General features: G+C 72.2%; 21 protein-coding genes and 3 tRNA genes. 9 read left to right on the plus strand and 15 right to left on the minus strand.

Translation table 11 applies throughout. The features are described 5' to 3' along the window. Positions 1-12 precede the first annotated feature (12 nt). Genes purL through purS form a run of 3 tightly spaced genes read right to left on the minus strand, consistent with a single transcriptional unit; the run spans position 13 to position 3,190 of the window. A complete protein-coding gene (gene purL, locus ACFWVC_RS16625) occupies positions 13-2,271 on the minus strand; it encodes a phosphoribosylformylglycinamidine synthase subunit PurL (RefSeq protein WP_384285335.1) in 2,259 nt (752 codons plus the stop codon). After that, a complete protein-coding gene (gene purQ, locus ACFWVC_RS16630) occupies positions 2,268-2,948 on the minus strand; it encodes a phosphoribosylformylglycinamidine synthase subunit PurQ (protein WP_384285336.1) in 681 nt (226 codons plus the stop codon). The genes purL and purQ overlap by 4 nt, the downstream gene beginning before the upstream one ends. Beyond that, positions 2,945-3,190, minus strand: a complete 246-nt coding sequence (purS, locus tag ACFWVC_RS16635) for a phosphoribosylformylglycinamidine synthase subunit PurS (protein WP_360900414.1) — start codon at positions 3,188-3,190, stop codon at positions 2,945-2,947. The genes purQ and purS overlap by 4 nt, the downstream gene beginning before the upstream one ends. A gap of 261 nt (positions 3,191-3,451) precedes the next feature. Here purS and ACFWVC_RS16640 point away from each other — a divergent pair, with 261 nt between their 5' ends. The 5 genes from ACFWVC_RS16640 to ACFWVC_RS16660 all read left to right on the plus strand — a co-directional run bounded on the left by ACFWVC_RS16640 (position 3,452) and on the right by ACFWVC_RS16660 (position 4,824). After that, a complete protein-coding gene (locus ACFWVC_RS16640; protein ID WP_384285341.1) occupies positions 3,452-3,769 on the plus strand; it encodes an Lsr2 family protein in 318 nt (105 codons plus the stop codon). Positions 3,770-3,878: 109 nt separating this feature from the next. After that, positions 3,879-3,950, plus strand: a tRNA-Gly gene (locus ACFWVC_RS16645). A 47-nt stretch (positions 3,951-3,997) separates the two neighbouring features. Beyond that, a tRNA-Gly gene (locus ACFWVC_RS16650) sits at positions 3,998-4,070 on the plus strand. A 292-nt stretch (positions 4,071-4,362) separates the two neighbouring features. Further along, a tRNA-Gly gene (locus ACFWVC_RS16655) sits at positions 4,363-4,435 on the plus strand. Between the two features lie 152 nt (positions 4,436-4,587). Beyond that, a complete protein-coding gene (locus ACFWVC_RS16660) occupies positions 4,588-4,824 on the plus strand; it encodes a DUF6059 family protein (protein WP_384285345.1) in 237 nt (78 codons plus the stop codon). Positions 4,825-5,008: 184 nt separating this feature from the next. Here ACFWVC_RS16660 and ACFWVC_RS16665 read toward each other — a convergent pair whose 3' ends face one another. The 4 genes from ACFWVC_RS16665 to purD form a co-directional block, all read right to left on the minus strand. Then, on the minus strand, positions 5,009-5,905 hold the full coding sequence (locus tag ACFWVC_RS16665; RefSeq protein ID WP_384285349.1) for a phosphoribosylaminoimidazolesuccinocarboxamide synthase: 897 nt from the start codon (positions 5,903-5,905) through the stop codon (positions 5,009-5,011). Positions 5,906-5,976: 71 nt separating this feature from the next. Next, a complete protein-coding gene (locus ACFWVC_RS16670; protein WP_384285354.1) occupies positions 5,977-7,461 on the minus strand; it encodes a N,N-dimethylformamidase beta subunit family domain-containing protein in 1,485 nt (494 codons plus the stop codon). Between the two features lie 143 nt (positions 7,462-7,604). Further along, positions 7,605-9,284 carry a hypothetical protein gene (locus ACFWVC_RS16675; protein ID WP_384285358.1) on the minus strand — a complete coding sequence of 560 codons (1,680 nt, stop codon included), beginning with the start codon at positions 9,282-9,284 and terminating at the stop codon, positions 7,605-7,607. A 190-nt stretch (positions 9,285-9,474) separates the two neighbouring features. Next, a complete protein-coding gene (purD, locus tag ACFWVC_RS16680; RefSeq protein ID WP_384285361.1) occupies positions 9,475-10,725 on the minus strand; it encodes a phosphoribosylamine--glycine ligase in 1,251 nt (416 codons plus the stop codon). A gap of 233 nt (positions 10,726-10,958) precedes the next feature. Between purD and ACFWVC_RS16685 the strand changes: the two genes are divergently transcribed. Beyond that, the gene (locus tag ACFWVC_RS16685; RefSeq protein WP_384285367.1) at positions 10,959-11,711 is read left to right on the plus strand and encodes an SLATT domain-containing protein; all 753 of its coding nucleotides are present in this window, start codon (positions 10,959-10,961) and stop codon (positions 11,709-11,711) included. Between the two features lie 18 nt (positions 11,712-11,729). On the opposite strand, the gene ACFWVC_RS16690 is transcribed toward ACFWVC_RS16685, so the two are convergent. From ACFWVC_RS16690 to ACFWVC_RS16705, 4 genes are all read right to left on the minus strand, one after another. After that, complete coding sequence (locus ACFWVC_RS16690) at positions 11,730-12,383, minus strand: hypothetical protein (protein WP_384285371.1); 654 nt, start codon at positions 12,381-12,383, stop codon at positions 11,730-11,732. 45 nt (positions 12,384-12,428) lie between these two features. Then, positions 12,429-13,115, minus strand: coding sequence for a GntR family transcriptional regulator (locus ACFWVC_RS16695; RefSeq protein ID WP_384285373.1), 687 nt, complete (start codon positions 13,113-13,115; stop codon positions 12,429-12,431). A 110-nt stretch (positions 13,116-13,225) separates the two neighbouring features. Further along, positions 13,226-14,584, minus strand: coding sequence for an aspartate aminotransferase family protein (locus tag ACFWVC_RS16700; RefSeq protein WP_384285378.1), 1,359 nt, complete (start codon positions 14,582-14,584; stop codon positions 13,226-13,228). Between the two features lie 114 nt (positions 14,585-14,698). Continuing rightward, positions 14,699-15,982 (minus strand): adenylosuccinate synthase, encoded by a 1,284-nt coding sequence (locus ACFWVC_RS16705; RefSeq protein WP_384285382.1) that lies wholly within the window; start codon positions 15,980-15,982, stop codon positions 14,699-14,701. A gap of 187 nt (positions 15,983-16,169) precedes the next feature. On the opposite strand from ACFWVC_RS16705, the gene ACFWVC_RS16710 reads away from it, so the two are divergent. Then, positions 16,170-16,949, plus strand: a complete 780-nt coding sequence (locus ACFWVC_RS16710; RefSeq protein WP_384285487.1) for a diacylglycerol kinase — start codon at positions 16,170-16,172, stop codon at positions 16,947-16,949. Between the two features lie 195 nt (positions 16,950-17,144). Here ACFWVC_RS16710 and ACFWVC_RS16715 read toward each other — a convergent pair whose 3' ends face one another. Continuing rightward, on the minus strand, positions 17,145-17,606 hold the full coding sequence (locus ACFWVC_RS16715) for a GbsR/MarR family transcriptional regulator (RefSeq protein WP_384285490.1): 462 nt from the start codon (positions 17,604-17,606) through the stop codon (positions 17,145-17,147). Positions 17,607-17,706: 100 nt separating this feature from the next. Between ACFWVC_RS16715 and ACFWVC_RS16720 the strand changes: the two genes are divergently transcribed. Both ACFWVC_RS16720 and ACFWVC_RS16725 read left to right on the plus strand, forming a co-directional pair. Then, positions 17,707-18,645 (plus strand): ATP-binding cassette domain-containing protein, encoded by a 939-nt coding sequence (locus ACFWVC_RS16720; protein ID WP_384285385.1) that lies wholly within the window; start codon positions 17,707-17,709, stop codon positions 18,643-18,645. Beyond that, entirely contained in the window at positions 18,642-20,234 is a 1,593-nt protein-coding gene (locus ACFWVC_RS16725; RefSeq protein ID WP_384285389.1) for an ABC transporter permease, read from the plus strand. The genes ACFWVC_RS16720 and ACFWVC_RS16725 overlap by 4 nt, the downstream gene beginning before the upstream one ends. A gap of 60 nt (positions 20,235-20,294) precedes the next feature. Here the strand turns inward: ACFWVC_RS16725 and ACFWVC_RS16730 are convergent, their stop codons facing one another. From ACFWVC_RS16730 to ACFWVC_RS16740, 3 genes are read right to left on the minus strand one after another with little or no spacing between them, the layout of a single operon-like run. Next, positions 20,295-21,512, minus strand: coding sequence for a cytochrome P450 (locus ACFWVC_RS16730; protein WP_384285394.1), 1,218 nt, complete (start codon positions 21,510-21,512; stop codon positions 20,295-20,297). A gap of 24 nt (positions 21,513-21,536) precedes the next feature. Then, on the minus strand, positions 21,537-22,205 hold the full coding sequence (locus tag ACFWVC_RS16735; RefSeq protein WP_384285398.1) for a response regulator: 669 nt from the start codon (positions 22,203-22,205) through the stop codon (positions 21,537-21,539). Next, positions 22,202-23,506, minus strand: coding sequence for a sensor histidine kinase (locus tag ACFWVC_RS16740; protein WP_384285402.1), 1,305 nt, complete (start codon positions 23,504-23,506; stop codon positions 22,202-22,204). Before ACFWVC_RS16740 ends, ACFWVC_RS16735 begins: the two co-directional genes overlap by 4 nt. Between the last annotated feature and the right edge of the window lie 78 nt (positions 23,507-23,584).

Here is a 23,584-nt window from a genome sequence, read left to right on the forward strand (position 1 = left end):
CGCGCCGTGCGATCAGCCCAGCAGCGCCGGGATCGTACCTTCGTGCGCCGTGCGCAGCTCGTCCAGCCCGATCGCGAACTGCCCCTGCACCTCGACCGATTCGCCGTCCACGACACCGATGCGGGTCGCGGGCAGACCGCGCGCGCCGCACATGTCGGTGAAGCGGAGCTCCTCGCTGCGCGGGACCGAGACGATCGCCCGGCCGGCGGACTCGGAGAACAGGAACACGAACGGGTCCAGCCCGTCCGGCACCACGAGCCGCGCGCCGTTCCCGCCGCGCAGGCAGGACTCGACCACGGCCTGCACCAGACCGCCGTCCGACAGGTCGTGGGCCGCGTCGACCATGCCGTCCCGGGAGGCCGAGATCAGGATCTCGCCGAGCAGCCGCTCGCGCTCCAGGTCGACCTTCGGGGGCAGCCCGCCGAGGTGGTCGTGGACTACCTGCGACCAGGCCGAGCCGCCGAACTCCTCGTGGGTGTCGCCGAGGAGGTAGAGGAGCTGGCCCGTCTCCTGGAACGCGACGGGCGTGCGGCGGGCGACATCGTCGATGACGCCCAGCACCGCCACGACCGGCGTCGGGTGGATGGCGACCTCGCCGGTCTGGTTGTACAGCGAGACGTTGCCGCCGGTCACCGGCGTGCCCAGCTGCAGGCAGCCGTCCGCGAGACCGCGGACGGCCTCGGCGAACTGCCACATGACGGCGGGGTCCTCGGGCGAGCCGAAGTTCAGGCAGTCGGAGACGGCGAGCGGCTTGGCGCCGGTCGTCGCCACGTTGCGGTACGCCTCGGCGAGCGCCAGCTGCGCGCCGGTGTACGGGTCGAGCTTGGCGTAGCGGCCGTTGCCGTCCGTGGCGATGGCGACACCGAGGTTGGTGTCCTCGTCGACGCGGATCATGCCCGAGTCCTCGGGCATGGCCAGCACGGTGTTGCCCTGCACGAAGTGGTCGTACTGGGAGGTGATCCAGGACTTGGAGGCCTGGTTCGGGGAGGCGACCAGCCGCATGACCTGGTCCCTCAGCTCCTCGCTCGTCGCCGGGCGGGGCAGCTTGTTCGCGTCGTCGGCCTGGAGCGCGTCCTGCCACGACGGGCGGGCGTAGGGGCGCTCGTAGACCGGGCCCTCGTGGGCGACGGTCCGCGGGTCGACGTCGACGATCTTGCCGCCGTGCCAGAAGATCTCCAGCCGGTCTCCGTCGGTGACCTCACCGATGACGGTCGCGATGACGTCCCACTTCTCGCAGATCTCCAGGAACCGGTCGACCTTCTCCGGCTCGACGACCGCGCACATGCGCTCCTGCGACTCGCTCATGAGGATCTCCTCGGGCGAGAGCGTGGAGTCGCGCAGCGGTACGTCGTCGAGGGTGACGCGCATGCCGCCGGAGCCGTTGGAGGCGAGCTCGGAGGTGGCGCAGGAGAGCCCCGCTGCGCCGAGGTCCTGGATGCCGACGACGAGCTTCTCCCGGAAGGCCTCCAGGGTGCACTCGATGAGCAGCTTCTCCTGGAAGGGGTCGCCGACCTGGACGGCCGGGCGCTTCGACGGCTTGGCGTCGTCGAAGGTCTCGGAGGCCAGGATGGAGGCCCCGCCGATGCCGTCGCCGCCCGTGCGGGCGCCGTACAGGATGACCTTGTTGCCCGCGCCGGACGCCTTCGCGAGGTGGATGTCCTCGTGCCGCATGACGCCGATGGCACCGGCGTTGACCAGCGGGTTGCCCTGGTAGCAGGCGTCGAAGACGACCTCGCCGCCGATGTTGGGCAGGCCCAGGCAGTTGCCGTAGCCGCCGATGCCCGCGACGACACCCGGCAGGACGCGCTTGGTGTCGGGGTGGTCGGCGGCGCCGAAGCGCAGCGGATCGACGACGGCGACGGGCCGCGCGCCCATCGCGATGATGTCGCGCACGATGCCGCCGACGCCGGTGGCCGCGCCCTGGTAGGGCTCGACGTACGAGGGGTGGTTGTGCGACTCGACCTTGAAGGTGACGGCGTAGCCCTGTCCGACGTCGACGACGCCGGCGTTCTCGCCGATGCCGACGAGGAGGGCGTCCGACTGCGGGGCCTTCTCGCCGAACTGGCGCAGGTGCACCTTCGAGGACTTGTACGAGCAGTGCTCGGACCACATCACGGAGTACATGGCGAGCTCGGCGCCCGTGGGGCGGCGGCCGAGGATCTCGACGACGCGCTCGTACTCGTCCTTCTTCAGTCCGAGTTCGGCCCAGGGCAGTTCGACGTCGGGGGTCACGGCCGCGTGCTCGACCGTGTCCAGAGGAGTGCGGCTCATGCGGTGACCAGCTTCTTGAGGATCGAGGTGAAGAATCCGAGGCCGTCGGTGCGCCCCGTCCCGATGAGGGACTCCACCGCGTGCTCGGGGTGCGGCATCAGGCCGACGACATTGCCCGCGGCGTTGGTGACGCCGGCGATGTCACGCAGCGAGCCGTTGGGATTCCCGTCGGCGTAGCGGAACACCACGCGGCCTTCCGCTTCCAGCTCGTCCAGGACGCGCTCGTCGGCGACGTAGCGGCCGTCGATGTTCTTCAGCGGGATGCTGATCTCCTGGCCCTGCTGGTAATCCGCGGTCCAGGAGGTCGTGTTGTTCTCCACGACCAGCTTCTGGTCCCGGCAGATGAAGTGCAGGTGATTGTTGCGCAACATCGCGCCCGGCAGGAGATGCGTCTCGGTGAGCACCTGGAAGCCGTTGCAGATACCCAGGACCGGAAGACCGTCCTTGGCGCCGGCGATGATCGAGTCCATCACGGGCGAGAAGCGGGAAATCGCCCCCGCGCGCAGATAGTCGCCGTAACTGAATCCACCCGGCAGGACGACGGCGTCGACCTGGTGGAGATCCTTGTCACGGTGCCAGAGGGCGACCGGTTCGGCGCCGGCCAGCCGCACGGCGCGCTGGGTGTCCCGGTCGTCCAGCGTGCCGGGGAAGGTGACGACGCCGACGCGTGCCGTCACGACTCCACCTTCACGACGAAGTCCTCGATCACGGTGTTGGCGAGGAAGGTCTCGGCCATCTCGCGGATGCGGGCGAGGGCGGCGTCGTCGACCGGACCCTCCAGTTCGAGCTCAAAACGCTTGCCCTGGCGGACGTCGGCGATTCCCTCGAACCCGAGGCGCGGCAGCGCACGCTGCACGGCCTGGCCCTGCGGGTCGAGGATCTCCGGCTTGAGCATGACGTCGACTACGACGCGTGCCACGGTCACTCCCGGTGGTGTGCTGCGGTGATGTCCCCAACCGTACCCTGCCAGAAAGTCTACGCGGGTAGATAAGCCGGAATGGTCCTGGAATATCGGGTGGCCGGATTGCCTGCGGACACCTCTGAGAAATTGTCCGGGCGCGCTCCCGGGAAAAGATTTCCGGATGTAAAAAGGGAAAGCATTGACCCCGGGCCGCCGACTTCGGTAGAACAACGGGGCCAAGGCAGGTTCCCCGCCTTCTCCATGAAAGGACCGGCATCCATGGCGCAGCGCGTAGTGGTCACCCTCTCCGACGACCTCGACGGCGGTGAAGCAGAGGAAACGGTCACTTTCGGCCTCGACGGGAAGTCGTACGAGATCGATCTCTCCTCCGGGAACGCCGAGCGGCTCCGCACCGCACTCGCGCCGTACGTCGAGGCCGGACGCCGGCACAGCCGGCTGGGCAAGACCTACAAGCACACCGCGCTGACCTCCGACCCCGCCACCGTCCGCGCCTGGGCGCGTTCCAACGGCTTCGACGTGCCGCCGCGCGGCCGCATTCCGAAGAAGGTCTACGAGGCGCACGCCGCCGCCAACTGAGGTCCGCGTCCGGCCCCCCGGCCGAACGGATTGGACAGCCACCCCCGTTGATCCGCTAGAGTCAGAGGCGCGCCGAGGGCAGGGCCGAAAGGCAAGGCTCACGGATCACGCGGGTGTAGTTCAGTAGCAGAACATCCCCCTTCCAGGGGGAAGGCGCAGTGTGCGAATCCTGTCACCCGCTCTGACTGCTCGACCGGTCTTAACGATCGGGTAGAGTGGTCGCGTCATGCGGACGTGGCTCAGTTGGTAGAGCATCACCTTGCCAAGGTGAGGGTCGCGAGTTCGAATCTCGTCGTCCGCTCTTGAGAAGAAGGCCCCGGTCATTCGACCGGGGCCTTCTTCGTGTGCGTCCGCCGTTCCAGGGTCCCGCCCGACGTGTGACGGTGCCCACATCGCGACGCGACAGGGCGACGGCGCCGGGCGGGTGGCGTAAGCACGTACCGGCCGGGCCACGCCGGGGAATTGGCTCCCGGCATCCGCGCGCGGGACGGCCGGCGGCACGCGCCACGGCAAAAGGCCCGGCGTGGTGTGTGCCGAGCACTCCCCGGGTTGGCTATAGTGGAGGACGCACCGCACGGGAACGCGCGGCGCATGCGGACGTAGCTCAGTTGGTAGAGCGCAACCTTGCCAAGGTTGAGGTCGCGAGTTCGAGCCTCGTCGTCCGCTCTCGATAGCGAAGGCCCCGGTCATCCGACCGGGGCCTTCGGCGTTCCCCCCGAGCGTGTCGCGGGGTGGACGCCAGGGCACACCGCCGATCCTGACGGGACCGCGCACCGCTCACGGCCCGGCGGCCGCGGTGCCCTATCGGGAGGTTCCCCATGCGCAAGTCCCTCCGGGCGTCCGCCGGCGAGGCCGTACGGGCCGTGTGCCGGGTTCTCGCCAGGGAGCTGGCCGAGCTGGGCGAGCTGTACTTCGCGATCGAGGGGTGGCAGCACGTGCCCCGCCGGGACGGACCGCCGCCCGGCCATCCGGAACGCCTGTGCCCCGAGGTGCCCCTGAGCCCCCTGGAGCGGACGCTGGCCTGTGAGCTGCGGCTCGGGCCGGCCGGCCGCTGACGGCAGGGACGCCTCGACCACCCAGCCACGCGCCCGTGGGCGGCGTACGGCTGACGCCGCGTCGGCCGCGTCGGACACGCGCGGCCTTCTGTCCACAGCCTGTGGACAGAAGACCGCGTGACGACGGAACGGCAGCGGGCCCCGGCCGAGAACGGCCGGGGCCCGTGTCGCCGGGGGCAGGCGGTTACCAGCTCAGGCCCGTGAGGCGTTCGTACGCCTCGATGTAGCGGGTCCGGGTCCGCTCCACGACGTGCGGCGGGAGGGCCGGCGGGGGCTGCTCGCCGCGACGGTCCCAGCCGGACTCGGCGGAGGTCAGCCAGTCGCGCACGATCTGCTTGTCGTAGCTCGGCTGGGCCCGGCCCGGCTCCCACTCGTCGACGGGCCAGAAGCGGGACGAGTCGGGGGTCAGCACCTCGTCCGCGATGGTCAGCGTCTCGCCGTCGAAGCCGAACTCGAACTTGGTGTCCGCCAGGATGATGCCGCGCTCGCGCGCGATGTCGCGGGCCCGCGAGTAGACCGCGAGGGTCGCCTGGCGCAGTGCGGCGGCGGTGTCGGCGCCGACCTGGCGGGCGACCTCCTCGTAGCTGACGTTCTCGTCGTGCTCGCCGACCGCGGCCTTGGTGGCGGGGGTGAAGATCGCCGCGGGCAGCTCGGAGCCGTCGACCAGGCCCTCGGGCAGGGCCACGCCGCACACCGTGCGGTCGGCCTGGTACTCCAGCAGACCGGAGCCGGTCAGGTAGCCGCGGGCGACGCACTCGACCGGCACCATGCTCAGCGACTTGCAGACGATGGTCCGGCCCGCCCACTCCGGCGGGGCGCCCGCGGGGAGTTCGGTGGACAGCACGTGGTGCGGCACGAGGTCGGCGATCCGGTCGAACCACCACAGGGACAGCTGGGTCAGGACGCGGCCCTTGTCCGGGATCTCGGTGGGCAGCACCCAGTCGTAGGCGGAGAGGCGGTCGCTGGCGACCATCACCAGCTCACCGGCCTCGTTCTGGTACAGCTCGCGCACCTTGCCGGTGTGCAGGTGGACGAGTCCGGGTACCTGCACGGGCTCGGGCTTCTCGACGAATCCGGACATGGGGCCTCCCCGATCGGTGGTTCGGCTCCCGATTCTCCCGTACGCGGCCCGGGCGGGCGCGACGCGGGGTGTCAGCCGTGCTTGCAGATGCGGTCCAGGAGATTGGCGGTGGCGCGCTGCACACGCTGGTCGACATGGCCGGGGCGGTCCAGCGCGGGCGACCAGGCGAAGGTTCCGGAGGCGAAGACGTACGCCCCGGACGGCGCCCGGTACAAGGAGGTCTCCTGGTGCGCCCGGCGGCCGGCGGAGTCCTCGTACGGGGAGTGCGCGAGCAGGATGCGCTCGGTGTAGCCGGGCAGCGGGGTGCGCGGGAAGTAGCGGTCCGCCTCGCCCGCCACCAGGCCCTCGATCTCGTCGCCCTCGCCGGCTCCGGCGGCCTCCCACAGCCAGTGATCGGCGTTGCGGACCACCAGGGGCGACGGCTCGGGCACCCGTCCCGAATACTGCACGCCCATCACCAGCTGCTCGGGCTCGCCCATCTCCCGCCACAGCGCGCTGCGGCCGGGCGGCGCGTCCCGGCGCTTGCGGCAGCTGAGCAGCCGGTCGGGGTCGCCTGCCGGGGACGGGCCCAGCTCGGTCTGCCAGTACATGGTGTTGGCGGAGAGGAAGACCAGCGAGGTGCCACCGTCCCGGGCGGCCTCGACGGCGCGCCGCATGGGGACGGTCCAGTACTCGTCGTGGCCGGGGAAGACCATGCCCCGGTAGCGGGAAGGATCGATCCTGCCGGCGTGCAGGTCACGGGCGTCGGCGTAGGCCAGGTCGTAGCCGTAGCGTTCCGCCCAGCGGATGAAGTCGTAGGCGTGGCCCACGTGCAGCGGCAGCCCGGCGCCCGCGTACGGCCGGTCGAAGGAGACCGTGACCGCCGCCTCCTCCTCGCCGAGCAGCCGGCCCTGCTCGTCCCAGGCGTGGTAAAGACTGGCGCCGGTCCGGCCGTTCTCGGGGTAGAGGTTGTACGCCTGCCAGGTCACGTCCGGCAGGAGCAGGAGCAGATCGGCCGCCCGGTCGTCGCGCACGGTGAAGGGGATGTGGCTGCGGTAGCCGTCCTGCGTGGTCAGCACGGCCACATAGGCGCCGGCGTTCCAGTAGGACGGGATCTGCAGCCGCCAGGACTGCCACCAGTGGTGGCACGAGACCGTGCGGCCCGCGGTGAGCGGCGCCGGCTGCACGATGCCGGAGAGCCGCGGGCTGGTGCCCACCTGGGCGGCGCCGTCGCCGCCGTAGTGGCCGATGCGGTAGACGTCGACGTTGTAGGACTGCGGCGGGTCGACGGTGACGCGGAAGTCGATCGCGTCGCCCGGGGCCACGGAGGCGCCGGTGGCGAAGCCCTTGATCTGGCAGCGCACATCGTCCGCGGAACGGGGTCCCGGGACGCGTGGCGCGCCGTGCGACTCGCCGCGGGACGCGGTCAGATCGACATACCAGGGGACGACCTGACCGGTGTCGTCCAGATACTGCGCGGTCCCGCGCAGCCAGGGCACCGGGCCCTGCCCGAACGGATCGGTGACGCCATGCGCCAGCGCTCCGGACTGCCAGCGATGGACCTGCTCCCTCACCACGATCTTCCCCTCCTCGCCGTCCCCCGAGGTGGTGTACGCGTGCCCAGGTCAAGGACATCACACAATGCGCTGTCCTGGTCACTGTTCGTGGTGTTTTATTGGACGGGATTCACGTCGACGGGACACATCCGGTCAACTTCCGGTCAGACAAGCCGTATCGGCTTCTCGGGGCGTACGCCCACGGCCGTGAGCCACGAGCGCAGGGGGGCCGCGTCCCCGTTCTCCACGAGCCGGAGCACCGGCCAGGAGAGGTCCCCCCGGCGGACCCCGCCGACCAGCAGGGCAGGGCCGTCCAGCCAGTCCAGTCCCGGGGCCGCGCCGGCGGTGTCCACGGCGGCGCAGCAGACCATCGCGGTGACGTGATCGGTGAGCAGTTCCCGGCCGGTGCGCGGCGGCAGCAGGTGGAAGACGGGGGCGAACGCGCCGTCCACGGCGGCCTGGGCGGCTGCCTCCTCGCGGGTGGTCTCCTCCCGCGCGGCTTCCTCCCGGGCCACATGCCGGGTGATCCGGGCGGCGAGCTCCTCGCTGCCGCCCGCCGACAGCCGGTCCAGCACCCGGGCCAGGGTCGCGCGGCCGGGCTGGTCGGGGGTGCCCGGCAGGCTGGCGGAGGCGCCCGTGGGGACGGATATACGACGGGGTCCGAGTGCCTCCGCCGGGTCGTGCGTCTCGTCGAGGACGGTGATCAGACGGGCCGCGTCGCTGCGCCAGATGCGGTCCACGACCTCTTCGGGATAGGTGTCCCAGCCGACCGGCGACCAGTCGGGGCCCTGCCGCCGCGGACCGCCGTGGAACAGCCGCGCCGCCAGGAGCGAGGCGGCCTCGTCGATGGTGCCCGGCTCCTCCAGCAGGTCGCACGCGGGACGCTCGCCCAGCCGCGACTCGAAGCCTTCGGCCAGCCGGTCCCGCCGCGACAGCTCGGTCAGCGCCGCCACCACGCCCGCGTCCAGCCGGGACGGCCAGCGCCCCATCCGCCAGGCCGGCAGCGCCACCCGGGTCAGCAGCCGGTCCCAGCCCGCGTAGGCGAGGCCGACCTGTTCCTGGGCCACGATGCGCAGTCCGTAGTCGACCGCCTGGGCCCGCTCCGAGGCGGCGCCGGCCACCGCGCGCTCCATCTCCGCGGCATGCACCTGGCAGCCGCGCAGCAGCAGTTTGGCGACCCAGCCGAGGAACGCGTACGCGGGCCGGCGTATCCATCCGGTGAGCGAGGGCTCGTACGCGGCCGTGGCCACCCCGACCGCCGCGTCCAGCCCGCGCACGAAGCGGCGGGCCGCGGCGATGTCCGGATCGGCCGCCGGACCCGTGCCCGCCACGACCGGCGCGAGCAGCGCCCGGAGTTCGGCGACCCGCATCCACCACATGAAGGGCGAGCCGATCACCAGGGCGGGGGCCTCCGGCGGGGCCTTGCGCCGCGTGCCGTGCGTGCGGTCCTCCAGCCAGCTGTCGCAGTCCGGGGTCAGCTCTATCGAGGAGGGCGCCGGCACCTGCAGGCGCACCGCGAGATCCCGCACCATGCGGTACAGGTCGGGGGCGGATCTCTCGGTGACCGCGACCGTGGGGCTCACGGCCGGCCTCGCCCGGACGATCACGGCCGCGACGCCGCCCGCGAGCAGCAGCACCAGCAGCGCGCCCGCGACGAACAGCCAGCGCACGATGTCCGAGGTCTCGCCGACGATCCGGCCCGTCGCGCCGCCGACCAGCAGCACGACCGCCACCGCGGCGGGCAGCAGCGCCACCGCCAGCGCGGTGCTGCGAATACGCAGTACGGCCAGCGCGCGTGCCCGCGCGACTGCTTCACCTGCTTCCCCGGCCAACGGTGTGCTCACCCCCAAGCTGCTGACGCGACTGCATGCCACCCACTGTCGCACCGCACACCGACACCGCAATGCCGGTGGGGCCGATTGTGCGGTGGTCGTGTGGTTTCGCAGTGCGCTTGCGCGGAACCCTAGTTGGGCCCCGGGCTCACGTCAGCAGGATGGCCAAGCCATCACCCCTTGGAGTGGCCTTGCCCAGGGTTCAGCCCCTGGCGGCCTTTTCCGCGATATCCGAACGATGGTGCGAGCCCTTCAGCCCGAGCCTCGCCACCGCCCGGTACGCGCGCTCACGGGCCTTGGCGAGGTCCACCCCGGTCGCCGTGACCGACAGCACGCGGCCTCCTGCGCTCACCACCCGGCCGTCGGCGTCCGCCTTGGTGCCCGCGTGCAGCACGTAGGCGTGCTCGTCCTTCGCGGCCACCTCGTCCAGGCCGGTGACCGGGTCACCGGTGCGCGGCGTGCCGGGGTAGTTCTCGGACGCCACCACGACCGTCACCGCCGCGCCCTCGCTCCAGCGCAGCGCCGGGAAGGCGGCCAGCCGGCCGCTCGCCGCCGCGCGCAGCAGCCCCGCCAGCGGGGTCTTGAGCCGGGCCAGCACGACCTGGGTCTCCGGGTCGCCGAACCGCGCGTTGAACTCGATGACCCGCACGCCGCGCGAGGTGATGGCCAGACCCGCGTACAGCAGCCCGGCGAAGGGCGTGCCGCGGCGCCGCAGTTCGTCGACGGTCGGCTGGAGCACCGTGCGCTCCACCTCCTCGACCAGGCCCGGATCGGCCCACGGCAGCGGGCTGTACGCGCCCATGCCGCCGGTGTTGGGGCCCTCGTCGCCGTCGTGGGCACGCTTGAAGTCCTGCGCCGGCTGGAGCGGGACGACGGTCTCGCCGTCCGTGACGGCGAAGAGCGAGACCTCGGGGCCGTCCAGGTACTCCTCGATCACGACCCGCTCGCAGGCGTTGGCGTGCGCCCGCGCGGCCTCCAGGTCGTCGGTCACCACGACGCCCTTGCCCGCGGCCAGGCCGTCGTCCTTGACGACGTACGGGGCGCCGAAGGCGTCCAGCGCCTCGTCCACCTCGGCGGGGGTGGTGCACACGTACGCGCGCGCGGTGGGCACCCCGGCCGTGGCCATCACGTCCTTGGCGAACGCCTTGGAACCCTCCAGGGCGGCCGCCTCCCGCGAGGGGCCGAAGCAGTCGATACCCCGGGCGCGCACCGCGTCCGCGACGCCGGCCACGAGCGGGGCCTCGGGGCCGACGATCACGAGGTCGGCCTCCAGCCGGGCCGCCAGATCCGCGACCGCCTCCCCGTCCAGGGGGTCCACCGCGTGCAGTCGCGCCGCCTCGGCGATGCCGGCGTTCCCGGGGGCGCAGTGCAGCGCCGCCACTTCGGGGTCGAGGGACAGAGCGCGGCACAGGGCATGTTCGCGGGCACCGCCGCCGATGACAAGGACGTTCACGGCGCCAAGGGTATCGGCTCGATGCCGGCTTCCCCCTGCCCCTCCCCGGGGCCGGCCGCACGCCGGACCTGCCGCGCGGCACCGGCGGCGTCACTCGATCGGGTGCTGCCCACGGGGCCCCATACCTGATCACGCGCCTCATAAGAGCGGAATTACCGCCATCCACTTCGCAAGCTCAGCCGTTCGGCGGTAAGAAGGGGGCTCCGTCATCGAAGTCGCGAGGGAGCGTGCAGGTGAGCCAGCCGGACATGTATCCCGAGGAGGTACCTCGGGAGGAACCGAAACGGCGGGCGCTCCACCGGCAGCGGGAGGACCTGCGGGCACCCTCGTTCCCGCTGGGCGACTGGGGCGAGCCGGCGGAACGGCTGGAGGAGCTGTACCGCTGGGCCGAGGCGGAGGCGCTGCGCACGGTCGACTGGTACCTCGCCGACCGCGTGCGCAAGCGGCTGTGGGCCCGGGGGCTGCGCGTCGCGGCCGCGCTCGCCGCGACCTCCGGCGCCGTGCTCGCCGTGACCGGCGAGGGTGTGCGCGACCGCTGGGCGTACGCCGCGCTGCTGCTGGCCGTCGTCTGCGTCGGCCTGGACCGGTACCTCGGACTGACCGCCGGGTGGATGCGGGACGTGGCCACCGCCCAGGCCGTCCAGCGCCGCCTGGAGGCGCTGCGCTACGACTGGGCCGCGGAGTCCGTGCGCGAGGTGCTCGGCCCCACCGAGGGCACCGCGGCCGAGGCGGCCGAGCGCTGCCTGACGGTGCTGCGCCGGTTCTCCGAGGACGTCTCGGAACTCGTACGGACCGAGACCGCGGACTGGATGCTGGACTTCCGGGCCGGCGGCGCCCCCCTGCGCACGCAGTCCCTGACCTGGGGATGGGGCGCGCGGAGCCCGGAGAGCGGTACGCCCGGCACCGGCGGGCGGTTCCCGCTGCTGCCGGGCGGCCGGCCGAACATGCCGCGCCAGCGGCCCCCGGAGGGGCCGCGCGCGGGCTGACCAGCGCCCTGAGGGACGCTAGCTGAAGACGATCATCGATCCCTGGCCGAGCGACCGTGTGGCCGCCGCGTGCAGCCCCAGCCACACGTGCCGCTCCCGCGCGAAGGGGCCGCCGTCGCCGGAGGCGGGCGCGGCGGCCGGCTCCTCCAGGTCGGTGGGCCCGGCCGGCGGCACGGGCGGGGGCGGCGGGTTGAGCGGGTCGATGCCGATGACGGGCGCGACGAAGTCCAGCTCGCGCAGCAGCCCATGGGCCGAGCCCAGGGGGCCGCCGCCCTCCAGCAGTTCGTCGTTGACCAGCGGGAAGGGGAAGTCCAGCGGCACGTACGCGCCGGCGTGGTCGTAGTGCCACACCAGGTGCGACTGCTGGGCGGTGGTCTCGAACATCTCCAGCAACTGCTCGTAGTCACCGCCGAGTTCGTCGACAGGAGTGACGGCGAGACCCTGGATGTGCAGCAGGTACGCCCGGCGCAGGAAGTGCAGTGCGTCGTAGTCGAAACCGGCGACCGGCGCGACGTCGCCGGACAGGCCCGGCATGTAGCTGTAGACGGGCACCGGCGGCAGACCGGCGTCGCTCAGTGCCTTGTCGTAGCGGGCGATTTCCTCGGCGAACGGGTTGTCCGGGCTGTGGCAGAGCACGTCCACCAGGGGAACCAGCCACAAGTCGCAGGCCACAGGCGCTCCAAGTCCTTCCGTGCGTGGTCGGGCCAGCGTAGTGGGCTAGGCGCCGGGGGGCCGCCGCATCAGCCCGAGAGAGTGGTCGTTGAATTCCTCCACGATCCGCTGGGCGGTCTCCGGATCGCGCTTCTCGACGGCGCCCACCAGTTCCACGTGGTCCGCCCAGCACACCCCCTCCAGGGACGCGCGGGCGCGCAGGAAGGGCACCTCGTACGCCCAGGTCTGCATGCGGATGCGGTCCAGGAACTCGGCGACATGGGCGTTGCCCGCCAGCGCGGTCAGCTCGCGCCAGAAGCGGATGTCGTAGCCGATGAGCACGTCCAGCGCACCCGCGCGGGCGGCCGGCGCGGCGGCCTCGGCGCGGCGGCGGACGGAGGCGAGCGCGGCGGGTTCGACCTCGCGCATGCCGCGTGCGGCGATCCGGCGGAAGATGCCCTCCACGACCAGGGTGCGGGCCTCCACCATGGAGCGGAACTCGGAGTCGGTGAAGCGGCGCACCTGGAAGCCGCGATGGTGCTCGACCTCCAGCAGACCCTGCGCGGCGAGGTCCACCAGCGCCTCGCGCACGGGGGTCGCGGACACCTCGTACAGCTCGGCGATCTCCTTCACGGTGAAGTGGCGTCCGGCGACCATGCGGCCGGTGAGCACCTCGTCGCGCAGGGCGTCGGCGATCTGCTGGCGCAGACTGCTCCGTCTGACGGGGCCGCCTGCATCTGCACCATCCCGCATGCCCGGTGCCTCCCTCGGATGTGCGTGCGCCTGAATGCGCCTCACCCTATGCGAGGCCCGGCCGCGGGTGGCCCGCGCCTGTGGCAGGGGTCACGCGCGGCCGGTCCGGTTCAGCGGGTGTACTCGTCGGCGACCGACAGGGCCGCGTCGAGGAGGGCGAGGCCCTCCTTGGCCTCGGCCTCGGTGATGTTGCAGGCGGGCACCACATGGGTGCGGTTCATGTTCACGAACGGCCACAGGCCGCTCTTCTTGCAGACCGCCGTGAAGGCCGCCATGGGGGCGTTGGCCTCGCCGGAGGCGTTGTAGGGGACCAGCGGCTCGCGGGTCTCCCGGTCGCGCACCAGCTCCAGCGCCCAGAAGGCGCCCAGGCCCCGCACCTCGCCCACCGACGGGTGGCGCCCGGCCAGCTCGCGCAGCCCGGGGCCGATGATGTGCTCGCCGAGCGCGGCGGCCTGGGTGACGACCCCCTCGTCCTCCATCACCCCGATCGTGGCGACGGCCGCGGCGCAGGCCAGCGGGTGGCCGGAGTAGGTGAGGCCGCCGGGGTAGGGACGGGTGGCGAACGTCTCGGCGATCTCCTCGCTGATGGCGACGCCGCCGAGCGGCACGTAGCCGGAGTTCACGCCCTTGGCGAAGGTCAGCAGGTCGGGGACGACATCGAACTGCTCCGCGGCGAACCAGCTGCCGGTGCGGCCGAAGCCCGCCATGACCTCGTCCAGGGCGAGGACGATGCCGTACCGGTCGCAGATCGCGCGGACGCCCGCCAGGTAGCCGGGCGGCGGCACCATGATGCCCGCCGTGCCCGGCACCGTCTCCAGCACGATCGCGGCGACCGTCTGCGGTCCCTCGAAGACGATCGTGTCCTCCAGGTGCTGCAGCGCGCGGTCGCGCTCCTGCTCCTCGGTCTCCGAGTGGAACGGCGAGCGGTAGAGGAACGGCGCCCAGAAGTGGACGACGCCGGCCGAGCCGGTGTCCGAGGGCCAGCGGCGCGGGTCGCCGGTCAGGTTGATCGCGGCGGAGGTGGCACCGTGGTACGAGCGGTAGGCGGAGAGCACCTTGGGGCGGCCGGTGTGCAGCCGGGCCATCCGTACGGCGTTCTCGACGGCCTCGGCGCCGCCGTTGGTGAAGAAGATCTTGTTCAGGTCGCCGGGGGTGCGCTCGGCGATCAGCCGGGCGGCCTCGGAGCGCGACTCCACGGCGAAGGCGGGCGCGAAGGTGACGAGTTTCGCGGCCTGCTCCTGGATCGCGGCGACGACCTTGGGGTGCTGGTAGCCGATGTTGGTGAACACCAGGCCACTGGTGAAGTCCAGGTAGCGGTTGCCGTCGTAGTCCCAGAAGTACGCGCCCTCCGCCCCGGCGACCGCGAGCGGGTCGATCAGGCCTTGCGCCGACCAGGAGTGGAAGACGTGCGCACGGTCGGCGGCCTTCACGGCGGCGCCGGTCTCGGGGTCTGCGTAAGGAGGGGTCATGGCCCCAAGGCTAAGCAGACGCCCCGGTGGGCTCCCATTGGCACCCTGTATGACGGTGGGCGGGCGCGCCGACAGGTTGTACGGCGCGCCCGGCCCCTTCTCCGTCCGGTGCGGCTACAGGAACGAGTTGATCTCGATCGTCTCGGTCCGGCCGGGGCCGACGCCGATGGCGGAGATCGGGGCGCCCGACATCTCCTCCAGTGCCTTCACGTACGCCTGCGCGTTCTTCGGCAGGTCGGCGAAGGTCTTGGCCTGGGTGATGTCCTCGCTCCAGCCGGGCAGCGTCTCGTAGACCGGCTTCGCGTGGTGGAAGTCGGTCTGGCTGAACGGCAGTTCCTCGACGCGCTTGCCGTCGATCTCGTAGGCGACGCAGACCGGGATGCGCTCCCAGCCGGTCAGCACGTCGAGCTTGGTGAGGAAGAAGTCGGTGAGGCCGTTGACCCGGGTCGCGTACCGGGCGATCACCGCGTCGAACCAGCCGCAGCGGCGGTCACGGCCGGTGGTCACGCCCCGCTCGCCGCCGATGCGCCGCAGGGCGTCGCCGTCCTCGTCGAACAGCTCGGTCGGGAAGGGGCCGGCGCCGACGCGGGTGGTGTACGCCTTCAGGATGCCGATGACCCGGCTGATCTTGGTGGGACCGATGCCCGAGCCCGTGCAGGCGCCGCCCGCGGTCGGGTTGGAGGACGTCACGAAGGGATACGTGCCGTGGTCGACGTCCAGCAGGGTGCCCTGGCCGCCCTCCAGGAGGACGACCTTGCCCTCGTCGAGCGCGGAGTTGAGGAGGAACGTCGTGTCCGCGACGTAGTCCTTGATCTGCTCGGCGTAGCCCAGGTACTCCTCGACGACCTGGTCGATGCTGATCGCCCGCCGGTTGAAGATCTTGACCAGGACCTGGTTCTTGTCGTGGAGCGCGGCCTCGACCTTCTGCCGGAGGATCGACTCGTCGAAGAGGTCCTGCACCCGGATGCCCACGCGGTTGATCTTGTCGGCGTACGCCGGGCCGATGCCGCGGCCGGTGGTGCCGATCCGGCGCTTGCCGAGGAAGCGTTCCGTCACCTTGTCCAGGGTCTGGTGGTACGGCGTGATCAGGTGGGCGTTGCCGCTGATGACGAGCTTGGACGTGTCGACGCCGCGCTCGTTCAGCCCGCTCAGCTCGGAGAGCAGGACCGCCGGGTCGACGACGACGCCGTTGCCGATCACGGGGGTGCACCCGGGCGAGAGGATTCCGGAGGGCAGAAGGTGCAACGCGTACTTCTGGTCACCGACGACCACCGTGTGGCCGGCGTTGTTGCCGCCCTGGTAGCGCACCACGTAGTCCACGGAACCACCGAGCAGGTCGGTGGCCTTCCCCTTGCCCTCGTCACCCCACTGAGCACCGAGCAGCACAAGTGCGGGCACAGGCGTACACCCCTTCCGGGCGGGGCATGTCCAACGTGGCTCCCCATGTCGGGGAGAGCGGTCGGACCGGTGCCCCGGAATAGACGAAGCCCCTGGCGCAAGGCAGCGCAAGGGGCTCTTGCACCGAGATGTTACCTGAGGAAGGACCAAGGTGTCGGCTCAGCGACCGGTCGGGCAGCCCCTGCTCGTGGTCATCGACCCTGCCGCCCGTGTCATGGACGGCGAATCCGTACGCATCGCGAAGGATGTGCTGTGCGGGGGATCGCCCTCCGTGAAAATCGCACTTCCGGAGTCCGACGAAGAGGCCATACGGGCGCTGGAGCACCGGGGGAGGCGGCGCCCGGTCGTGGTGGGCGACGACGCGGCGCTGCTGCGCACCGTGCGGGCGCTGTACGGAGCGCGGGCGCTGGGCGAGGCCGTGGTCGGACTGGTCCCGGTCGGGCGGAGCACCGCGCTGGCCCGCGCCTTGGGCGTGCCCGGCGGCGCGGTGAGCGCGGCGCGGGCCGTGCTCGACGGCACCGAACGGGAACTCGACCTCCTGCTCGACGACAGCGGCGGCATCGTGCTGGGCGCGCTGCGCATCTCCTCCGCGACCCCCGCGTGGCTGATGCCCGTCGAACGGCGCGCCCGCTCGCTGGCCCGCACGTTCAGCCTGCACGGACACCCCACGGGGCTCGCCATGCGCGGCGCTCAGCGGTTGCGTGTGGAGGCCGACGGGGTCGTGCTGGCCGACCTGGACGACTGCGTCGAGGAGGTGTCGGTCTCCACGGCCGCCCCCGGCCTCGCCGAGGTCCTCGTCCGCCGTGACGGCGCCGGGCCGGCCGGGCCGGTGCACGCCCGTACGGTCACCGTCTCCGGGCGGGACTTCCGCTACACGGCGGACGCGACGACCGCGGGCCCGGTCCGCCGGCGCACCTGGACGGTGATGCCGGCGGCGTGGCGACTGACGGTGCCGCGGGCTTTTTAGAGGGCTCGGTTCGCCTCCGGTTCGCTGAGCCACTGCCGACAGTCGACCGTGCTCGGCTGCTCGTTCCTCGCAGCCTCTGCGCTCCCCCAGCTACCGCTGGGAGGGGCCCCCACTCCCTTTCGGCAGCGGCCGCTCACCTTCGGCTCACTCGCCCACTGGTGAACATGTCCAGGGCGGGGAACCGGTACGACTGGGTCAGAGGAGGCCGTTCTCGCGGAGTTCGGACTTGTGCTCGCGCCAGCGGTCCATGAGGTCGACGATCTCCTTCTGGAGGAAGTCGAAGAAGGCCGCGGTCTCCGCGATGCGGCGGCCGGCGGGGGTGTCGGGGCCGACGGCCTCGATGCCGTCGCGGAGGGTGCCCTCCCAGCGGGCGAGGATGCGGTCGCGGCGGGTGAAGGTCTCGTACCACTGGTCGCTGTGCACCCGGTAGCGCTCGCGCCGGGAGCCGGGCTCGCGTTCGCGGGTCAGCATGCCGACCTGTGAGAGGTAGCGGACCGCGCCGGAGATCGCGGCGGGGCTGGCCTGGAGGCGTTCGGCCAGTTCGGCGGCGCTGAGCATGCCCGTGTCGGAGGCGAGCAGCGCCGCGAAGACGCGGGCGGCCATACGCTGCATGCCTGCCTCGACCAGTTCCGCCGCGAACCGCTCGACGAACGTCATCGGCTCGATGGATTGCTCCGCCACCACTATCGCCTCCCGCCCGAAGTTTATACAGTTCCTTAACTTCACAAATTTGTGAACGTACTGTACGTTCAGAACCATGACGAAGGCAATCAGTGTGGCCGGACTCCACAAGTCCTTCGGCCGCACGCACGCACTGGACGGCCTGGACCTGGCCGTCGAGGCGGGTGAGGTGCACGGATTCCTGGGGCCCAACGGGGCGGGGAAGTCCACGACCATCCGCGTCCTGCTCGGGCTGCTGCGAGCCGACAGCGGGGCCGCCCAATTGCTCGGCGGGGACCCGTGGCGGGACGCGGTGCGGCTGCACCGGCGCCTGGCCTACGTCCCCGGTGACGTCACGCTCTGGCGCAACCTCAGCGGCGGCGAGGTCATCGACCTGCTCGGGCGGCTGCGCGGCGGGCTGGACGAGACGCGCCGGCGCCGGCTGCTGGAGCGGTTCGAGCTGGACCCGACGAAGAAGGGCCGCGCGTACTCGAAGGGCAACCGGCAGAAGGTCGCGCTCGTCGCCGCGTTCGCCTCCGACGTGGAGCTGCTGATACTCGACGAGCCCACCTCCGGGCTGGACCCCCTGATGGAGGAGGTCTTCCGGGAGTGCGTCCGCGAGGAGCGCGACCGCGGCCGCACGGTGCTGCTGTCCAGTCACATCCTCAGCGAGGTCGAGGCGCTGTGCGACCGGGTGAGCATCATCCGCAAGGGACGTACCGTCGAGACCGGCACCCTTGCCGAGTTGCGGCACCTCACCCGCACCTCGATCACCGCGGAGCTCGCCGGAACGCCCGAGGGGCTGGCCGGGCTGCCCGGCGTGCACGACCTGGACATCCGGGACAGCCGGGTGAAGCTCCAGGTCGACACCGGGGAACTGGACACGGTGCTGCGGCAGTTGAGCAAGGCCGGAGTGCGCAGCCTGACCAGCACGCCGCCGACGCTGGAAGAGCTGTTCCTGCGGCATTACGAGGACGACGCGGCCGGCGGAAACCAGGCGGACGACACCGCGAGCGTGACGGAGGCGGCGCGGTGAACAGGCCCGACGCGCTCGCCGGGACGGCGGTGCTCACCCGCCTCGCGCTCCGGCGCGACCGGATCATGATCCCGGCGTGGACGGTGCCGATCGCCCTGCTCGTCGCCTCCACCGCCTCCGCTTTCGGCTCGCTGTACGACACCGCCGCCAAGCGCGCCGAGGTCGCTGCCAGCACCGCGGGCAACGCCTCGCTCCGCGCGCTGTACGGACCCGTCTTCGACACCGGGATCGGCGGGTTGACGGCCTGGCGCATGATGGCCTTCGGTGCCGCGGCGACCGGGCTGATGGCCGTGCTCCTGGTCGTCCGGCACACCCGCGAGGAAGAGGAGGCCGGCCGGCTGGAACTCGTCGGCGCGGGCGCCGTCGGGCGCCGGGCGCCGCTGGCCGCCGCGCTGGCCACGGGTTTCGGGGCCTCCGCCGTGCTCGGCGTCCTCGTCACGCTCGGGATGCTCGGCCACGGCGCGCCCGGGGCGCTGGCCTTCGGATGCGCCTTCGCGGGCACGGGCTGCGCCTTCGCCGCCGTCGGCGCGGTCGCCGCGCAGCTCACCGAGAGCGCCCGCGCCGCCCGGGGCATCGGCGGCGCCGTGCTCGGGCTCGCCTTCCTGCTGCGGGCCGCCGGGGACGCCGGCTCCGGCACGCTGACCTGGCTCTCGCCGCTCGGCTGGGCCGAGAACATGCGGCCTTACGGCGGCGAACGCTGGTGGGTGCTCGGGCTGTTCGCCGCGTGGGTCGCCGGGCTCGTCGCCCTCGCGTACGCCCTGGTCGCCCGGCGCGACCTCGACGCCTCCCTCATCCCGTCCCGCCCCGGCCCCGCCACGGCCGGTCCTCGCCTGCGCGGTGCGCAGGGCCTGGCCTGGCGGCTTCAGCGCGGCTCCCTGTGGGGCTGGGCGTTCGGCTTCGCCGTGGGCGGCGGGACACTCGGCGCCCTGGCCGACGGGGCCACCGACCTCGTGCGCGGCAATGAACAGCTCGCCGACGTCATCCGGGACATGGGCGGCGCGTCCGGCCTCGTCGACTCCTATCTCGCCTCGATGAGCGGCGTGATGGGCATGATCGCGGCGCTCTACGCCGTCCAGGCCGTCCTGCGGCTGCAGGGCGAGGAGAACTCCGGCCGCGCCGAACCCGTACTCGCCACCGGAGTCGGCCGGGTCCGCTGGGCCGTGAGCCACACCCTGCTCGCCGCGGCCGGGTCCGTGCTGCTCCTGCTGGTGTCCGGGCTCGCCATGGGCCTCGGCTACGGGGCGACGGCCGGAGGCGTGGGACATCAGATGGTGCGGCTGACCGGCGCGGCCCTGGTGCAGCTGCCCGCGGTGTGGTGCGTGGCGGCAGCAGCGCTCCTGCTGTACGGCGCCGTGCCCAAGGCCGCGGTGGCGAGCTGGGGCGTGGCCTCGCTGACCCTGGGGATCGGCCTGTACGGACCGGCGCTGAAGCTCTCGCCCTGGGTGATGGACCTGTCGGTCTTCACGCGTCTGCCGAAGGCGCCGTCCGCGGACGTCTCCCCTGGCCCGCTGGTGGCGCTCACCGCGGTCGCGCTCGCCCTGGGCGCCTGCGGACTCGCGGCCCTGCGCCGCCGGGACCTCACCGCGTGACGGTTCGGCGGCGGCGCGCCCCCGCGGCCCCGGAGCGGGCGGCCGGGGGCGCGCCGGCGGTCAGCAGCTGACGCGCAGTTCCCGCAGGCCCCGGATGACGTAGCCCTCGTTCCAGCCCGGCTCGGCGACCAGTTCCAGCCGCGGCGCGGTCCTCAGGAGAGCAGAGAAGGACGCGGCGAGTTCGATGCGGGCCAGGGGCGCGCCGAGGCAGTAGTGGATGCCCGCGCCGAAGGTGATGTGCGGGTTGTCGGGCCGCGTGAGGTCCAGGCGGTCGGGGTCGGGAAACCGCTCGGGATCGCGGTTGGCGGAGCCGAACAGCAGGGCCACCTCGCTGCCGCGCGGGATGACGGTGCCGCCGACCTCGATGTCGTCCAGCACCCACCGCTCGAACATCTGCAACGGCGTGTCGAAGCGCAGCAGTTCCTCGATCGCGGTCGGCAGCAGCTCCTCCGGCGCCGCGCGCAGCGCGGCCAGCTGCTCGGGGTGCCGGAACAGCGTCCACCAGCCGTTTCCGGTGGTGTTGACGGTCGCCTCGTGCCCGGCGTTCAGCAGCAGCACGCAGGTGGAGATCATCTCCTGCTCGCTGAGCCGGTCTCCCTCGTCGTGCGCCGCGATCAGCGCGCTGATCAGGTCCTCGCCGGGCGCCTTGCGCCGCTCGGCGATCAGCTCGCGCAGGTACTCGGAGAACTCCACGCTCGCCCGGACCGCCCGCCGCGCCGCCTCCTCGGTCGGGTTGAGCTCGAACATCCCCACGATGTCCGCCGACCACGGCCGCAGCAGGTGCCGGTCGCCGGCCGGTATCCCCAGCATCTCGGCGATGACGGCGACCGGCAGCGGCTCGGCGACGGCGGCGATGAGATCGCCGCCGCCCTCCGCGACCAGCCGCTCCACGAGTTCACTGGCGAGCCGCTGGACGGTCGGCGTGAGCCGCTCGACCGTGCGCGGGGTGAAGGCCTTGGAGACCAGCCGCCGGATGCGGGTGTGGTCCGGAGCCTCCAGGTCCAGCAGGCCGTTGCCGTTGAGCACGGTGAAGGGCTCGTGCTCGGGCGGCGGCGGGGTGCGCCCGAAGTCCTCATGGGTGAAGCGGTGCAGATAGGTACGGCCGAGCCGGCGGTCCCGCAACAGCGCGCTGACGTCCGCGTAGTGCGGGATCAGCCACTGGCCGCTGGGCTCGAACCAATGGGCGCGGCCCTCCGCCCGCAGCCGGGAGTACGCCGGGTAGGGGTCGGCGACGAACTCGGCCGACCAGGGATCGAAGGCGGTCGCAGGGCTGCTCATGTGCGGAGACTACCCTCCGTCCGGTCAGCCGCCAGGGGTGACCAGCCGCGCCTCGTACGCGAAGACCGCGGCCTGCGTCCGGTCCCGCAGCCCGAGCTTCACCAGCACGCGGCTCACATGCGTCTTCACCGTCGATTCCGCGACGACCAGGTGCCCGGCGATCTCCGCGTTGGACAGTCCCTGGGCGACCAGCACCAGCACCTCCGTCTCACGCTCCGTGAGGTCCCCCACCCGCTCCTGGGTCGGCGGCCTCGGCGTGCCGAGCCGGTTGAACTCGGTGATGAGCCGTCTGGTGACCGCCGGGGCCAGCAGGGCGTCCCCGGCGGCGACGATCCGCACCCCGTCGGCGAGCTGGCGTGCGGAGGCGTCCTTGAGCAGGAAGCCCGACGCGCCCGCCCGCAACGCCTGGTAGACGTACTCGTCCAGGTCGAAGGTGGTCAGTACGAGCACCTTGGCGTCGGCGTCCGCGGCGACGATCTCGCGGGTCGCCTCCAGGCCGTTCATCTCGGGCATGCGGATGTCCATCAGGACCACGTCCGGCCGCAGCACCGCGACCTGCTCGACCGCCTGCCGGCCGTCGACGGCCTCGCCGACCACCTCGATGTCCGGCTGCGCGTTCAGCAGCACCGAGAACCCCTCGCGGACCATCATCTGGTCGTCCGCGATCAGCACCCGGATCGCCGTCCCGGTCATGACCGGTCCGCGGTGACGGGGATGAAGACCGCGACCTCGTAACCGCCGTCCTCGGTGGGCCCGTCGGTCATCTCGCCGCCGAGCATCCCCACCCGCTCCCGCATGCCGGTGATGCCGTGGCCGGCCCCTGGCGAAGGCTTGAGCAGGCCGCGCGGCGGTCCGTTGACGACGCGCAGGCCGAGGCCGCCGAGGACGTAGGAGATCTCCACGCTCGCGGCGGCGCCCGGCGCGTGCCGCAGGGTGTTGCTCAGCGCCTCCTGGATGATCCGGTACGCCGACAGCTCGACACCTTGCGGGAGTTCGCGCACCGCGCCGGTCACTGTCTTCTCCACGCCGAGCCCGGCCTCGCGCACGTTGGCGATCAGCCGGTCCAGGTCGCCGAGGGTCGGCTGCGGGGCGTCGGGGGCTTCCCACCGCATGGAATCCTCCGCCCGTACGACGCCCAGCACCCGGCGCAGCTCGGTCAGGGCGATGACGGCGTTCTCGCGGATGATCGCGAAGCTCTGGGTCAGCGCCTCGGGCGGGTTCTCGACGCGGTAGGGGGCGGCCTCCGCCTGGATGGCGATCACCGACATGTGGTGGGCGACGACGTCGTGCAGTTCGCGGGCGATCGTCGTGCGCTCCTCCAGCAGCGTGCGGCGGGTGCGCTCCGTCTCGGTGGCGGCGACCTGTGCGGCCACCGCCTTCTTGGAGTCGCGCAGGCCGCGCACCGCCGCCACGACGAGCAGGACGATGCCGGAGAGGAAGATCATGATGAACGGGTCGGCCCCGTACCAGCCCGCCAGCGAGTTGAAGGCCAGCCCCAGCGCGGCGGTGAGCAGCCACATCTCGGCGGCCACCCGGGCCCGGGTGCGCGCCGCCACGACCGCCATCACCGCCAGGTGCGAGACGAAACCGGTGTCCGTCCACGGCCCGGTGGACGACCAGCCGTCGGTGAAGAGCAGCCCCGTCAGCACCGTGGCCCCGAAGGACAGCCACCAGGCGCCGATCGGCCGGAACATCGTCGTCAGCAGCGGCACACCGCAGAGCAGGGCGGCCACGACACCGACGAGCCCGCCGCGGCTCTCGGTCGCTATCAGCATCAGCAGGAACGTGAAGCCGGTCAGCACCGCGTGCGGCAGCCAGCGGGCGTACCCCCGCAACCGGCGCGGCACCAGCCCGAGCAGGGCGTTCCCCTCGCGCAGCGGTGCCATCGGGTGGAAGGCGAAGGCGTCGGTTATCAGATCCCGCCGCAGGCCGCTCAGGGCGCCGCGGGCCATGCGGAGTTCGGTCCGCAGCGTGGTCTGGCTTGTCTCGGTCACGCTCTCACCGTAGGGATCGGTCCGTTCGTCGTCGTCACCGCAGAAGATGACGTCCGGGCATCCGTCTCAAGTACGACA

The sequence above is a fragment of the Streptomyces sp. NPDC058691 genome (genome assembly GCF_042714775.1).
Lineage (GTDB): Bacteria > Actinomycetota > Actinomycetes > Streptomycetales > Streptomycetaceae > Actinacidiphila.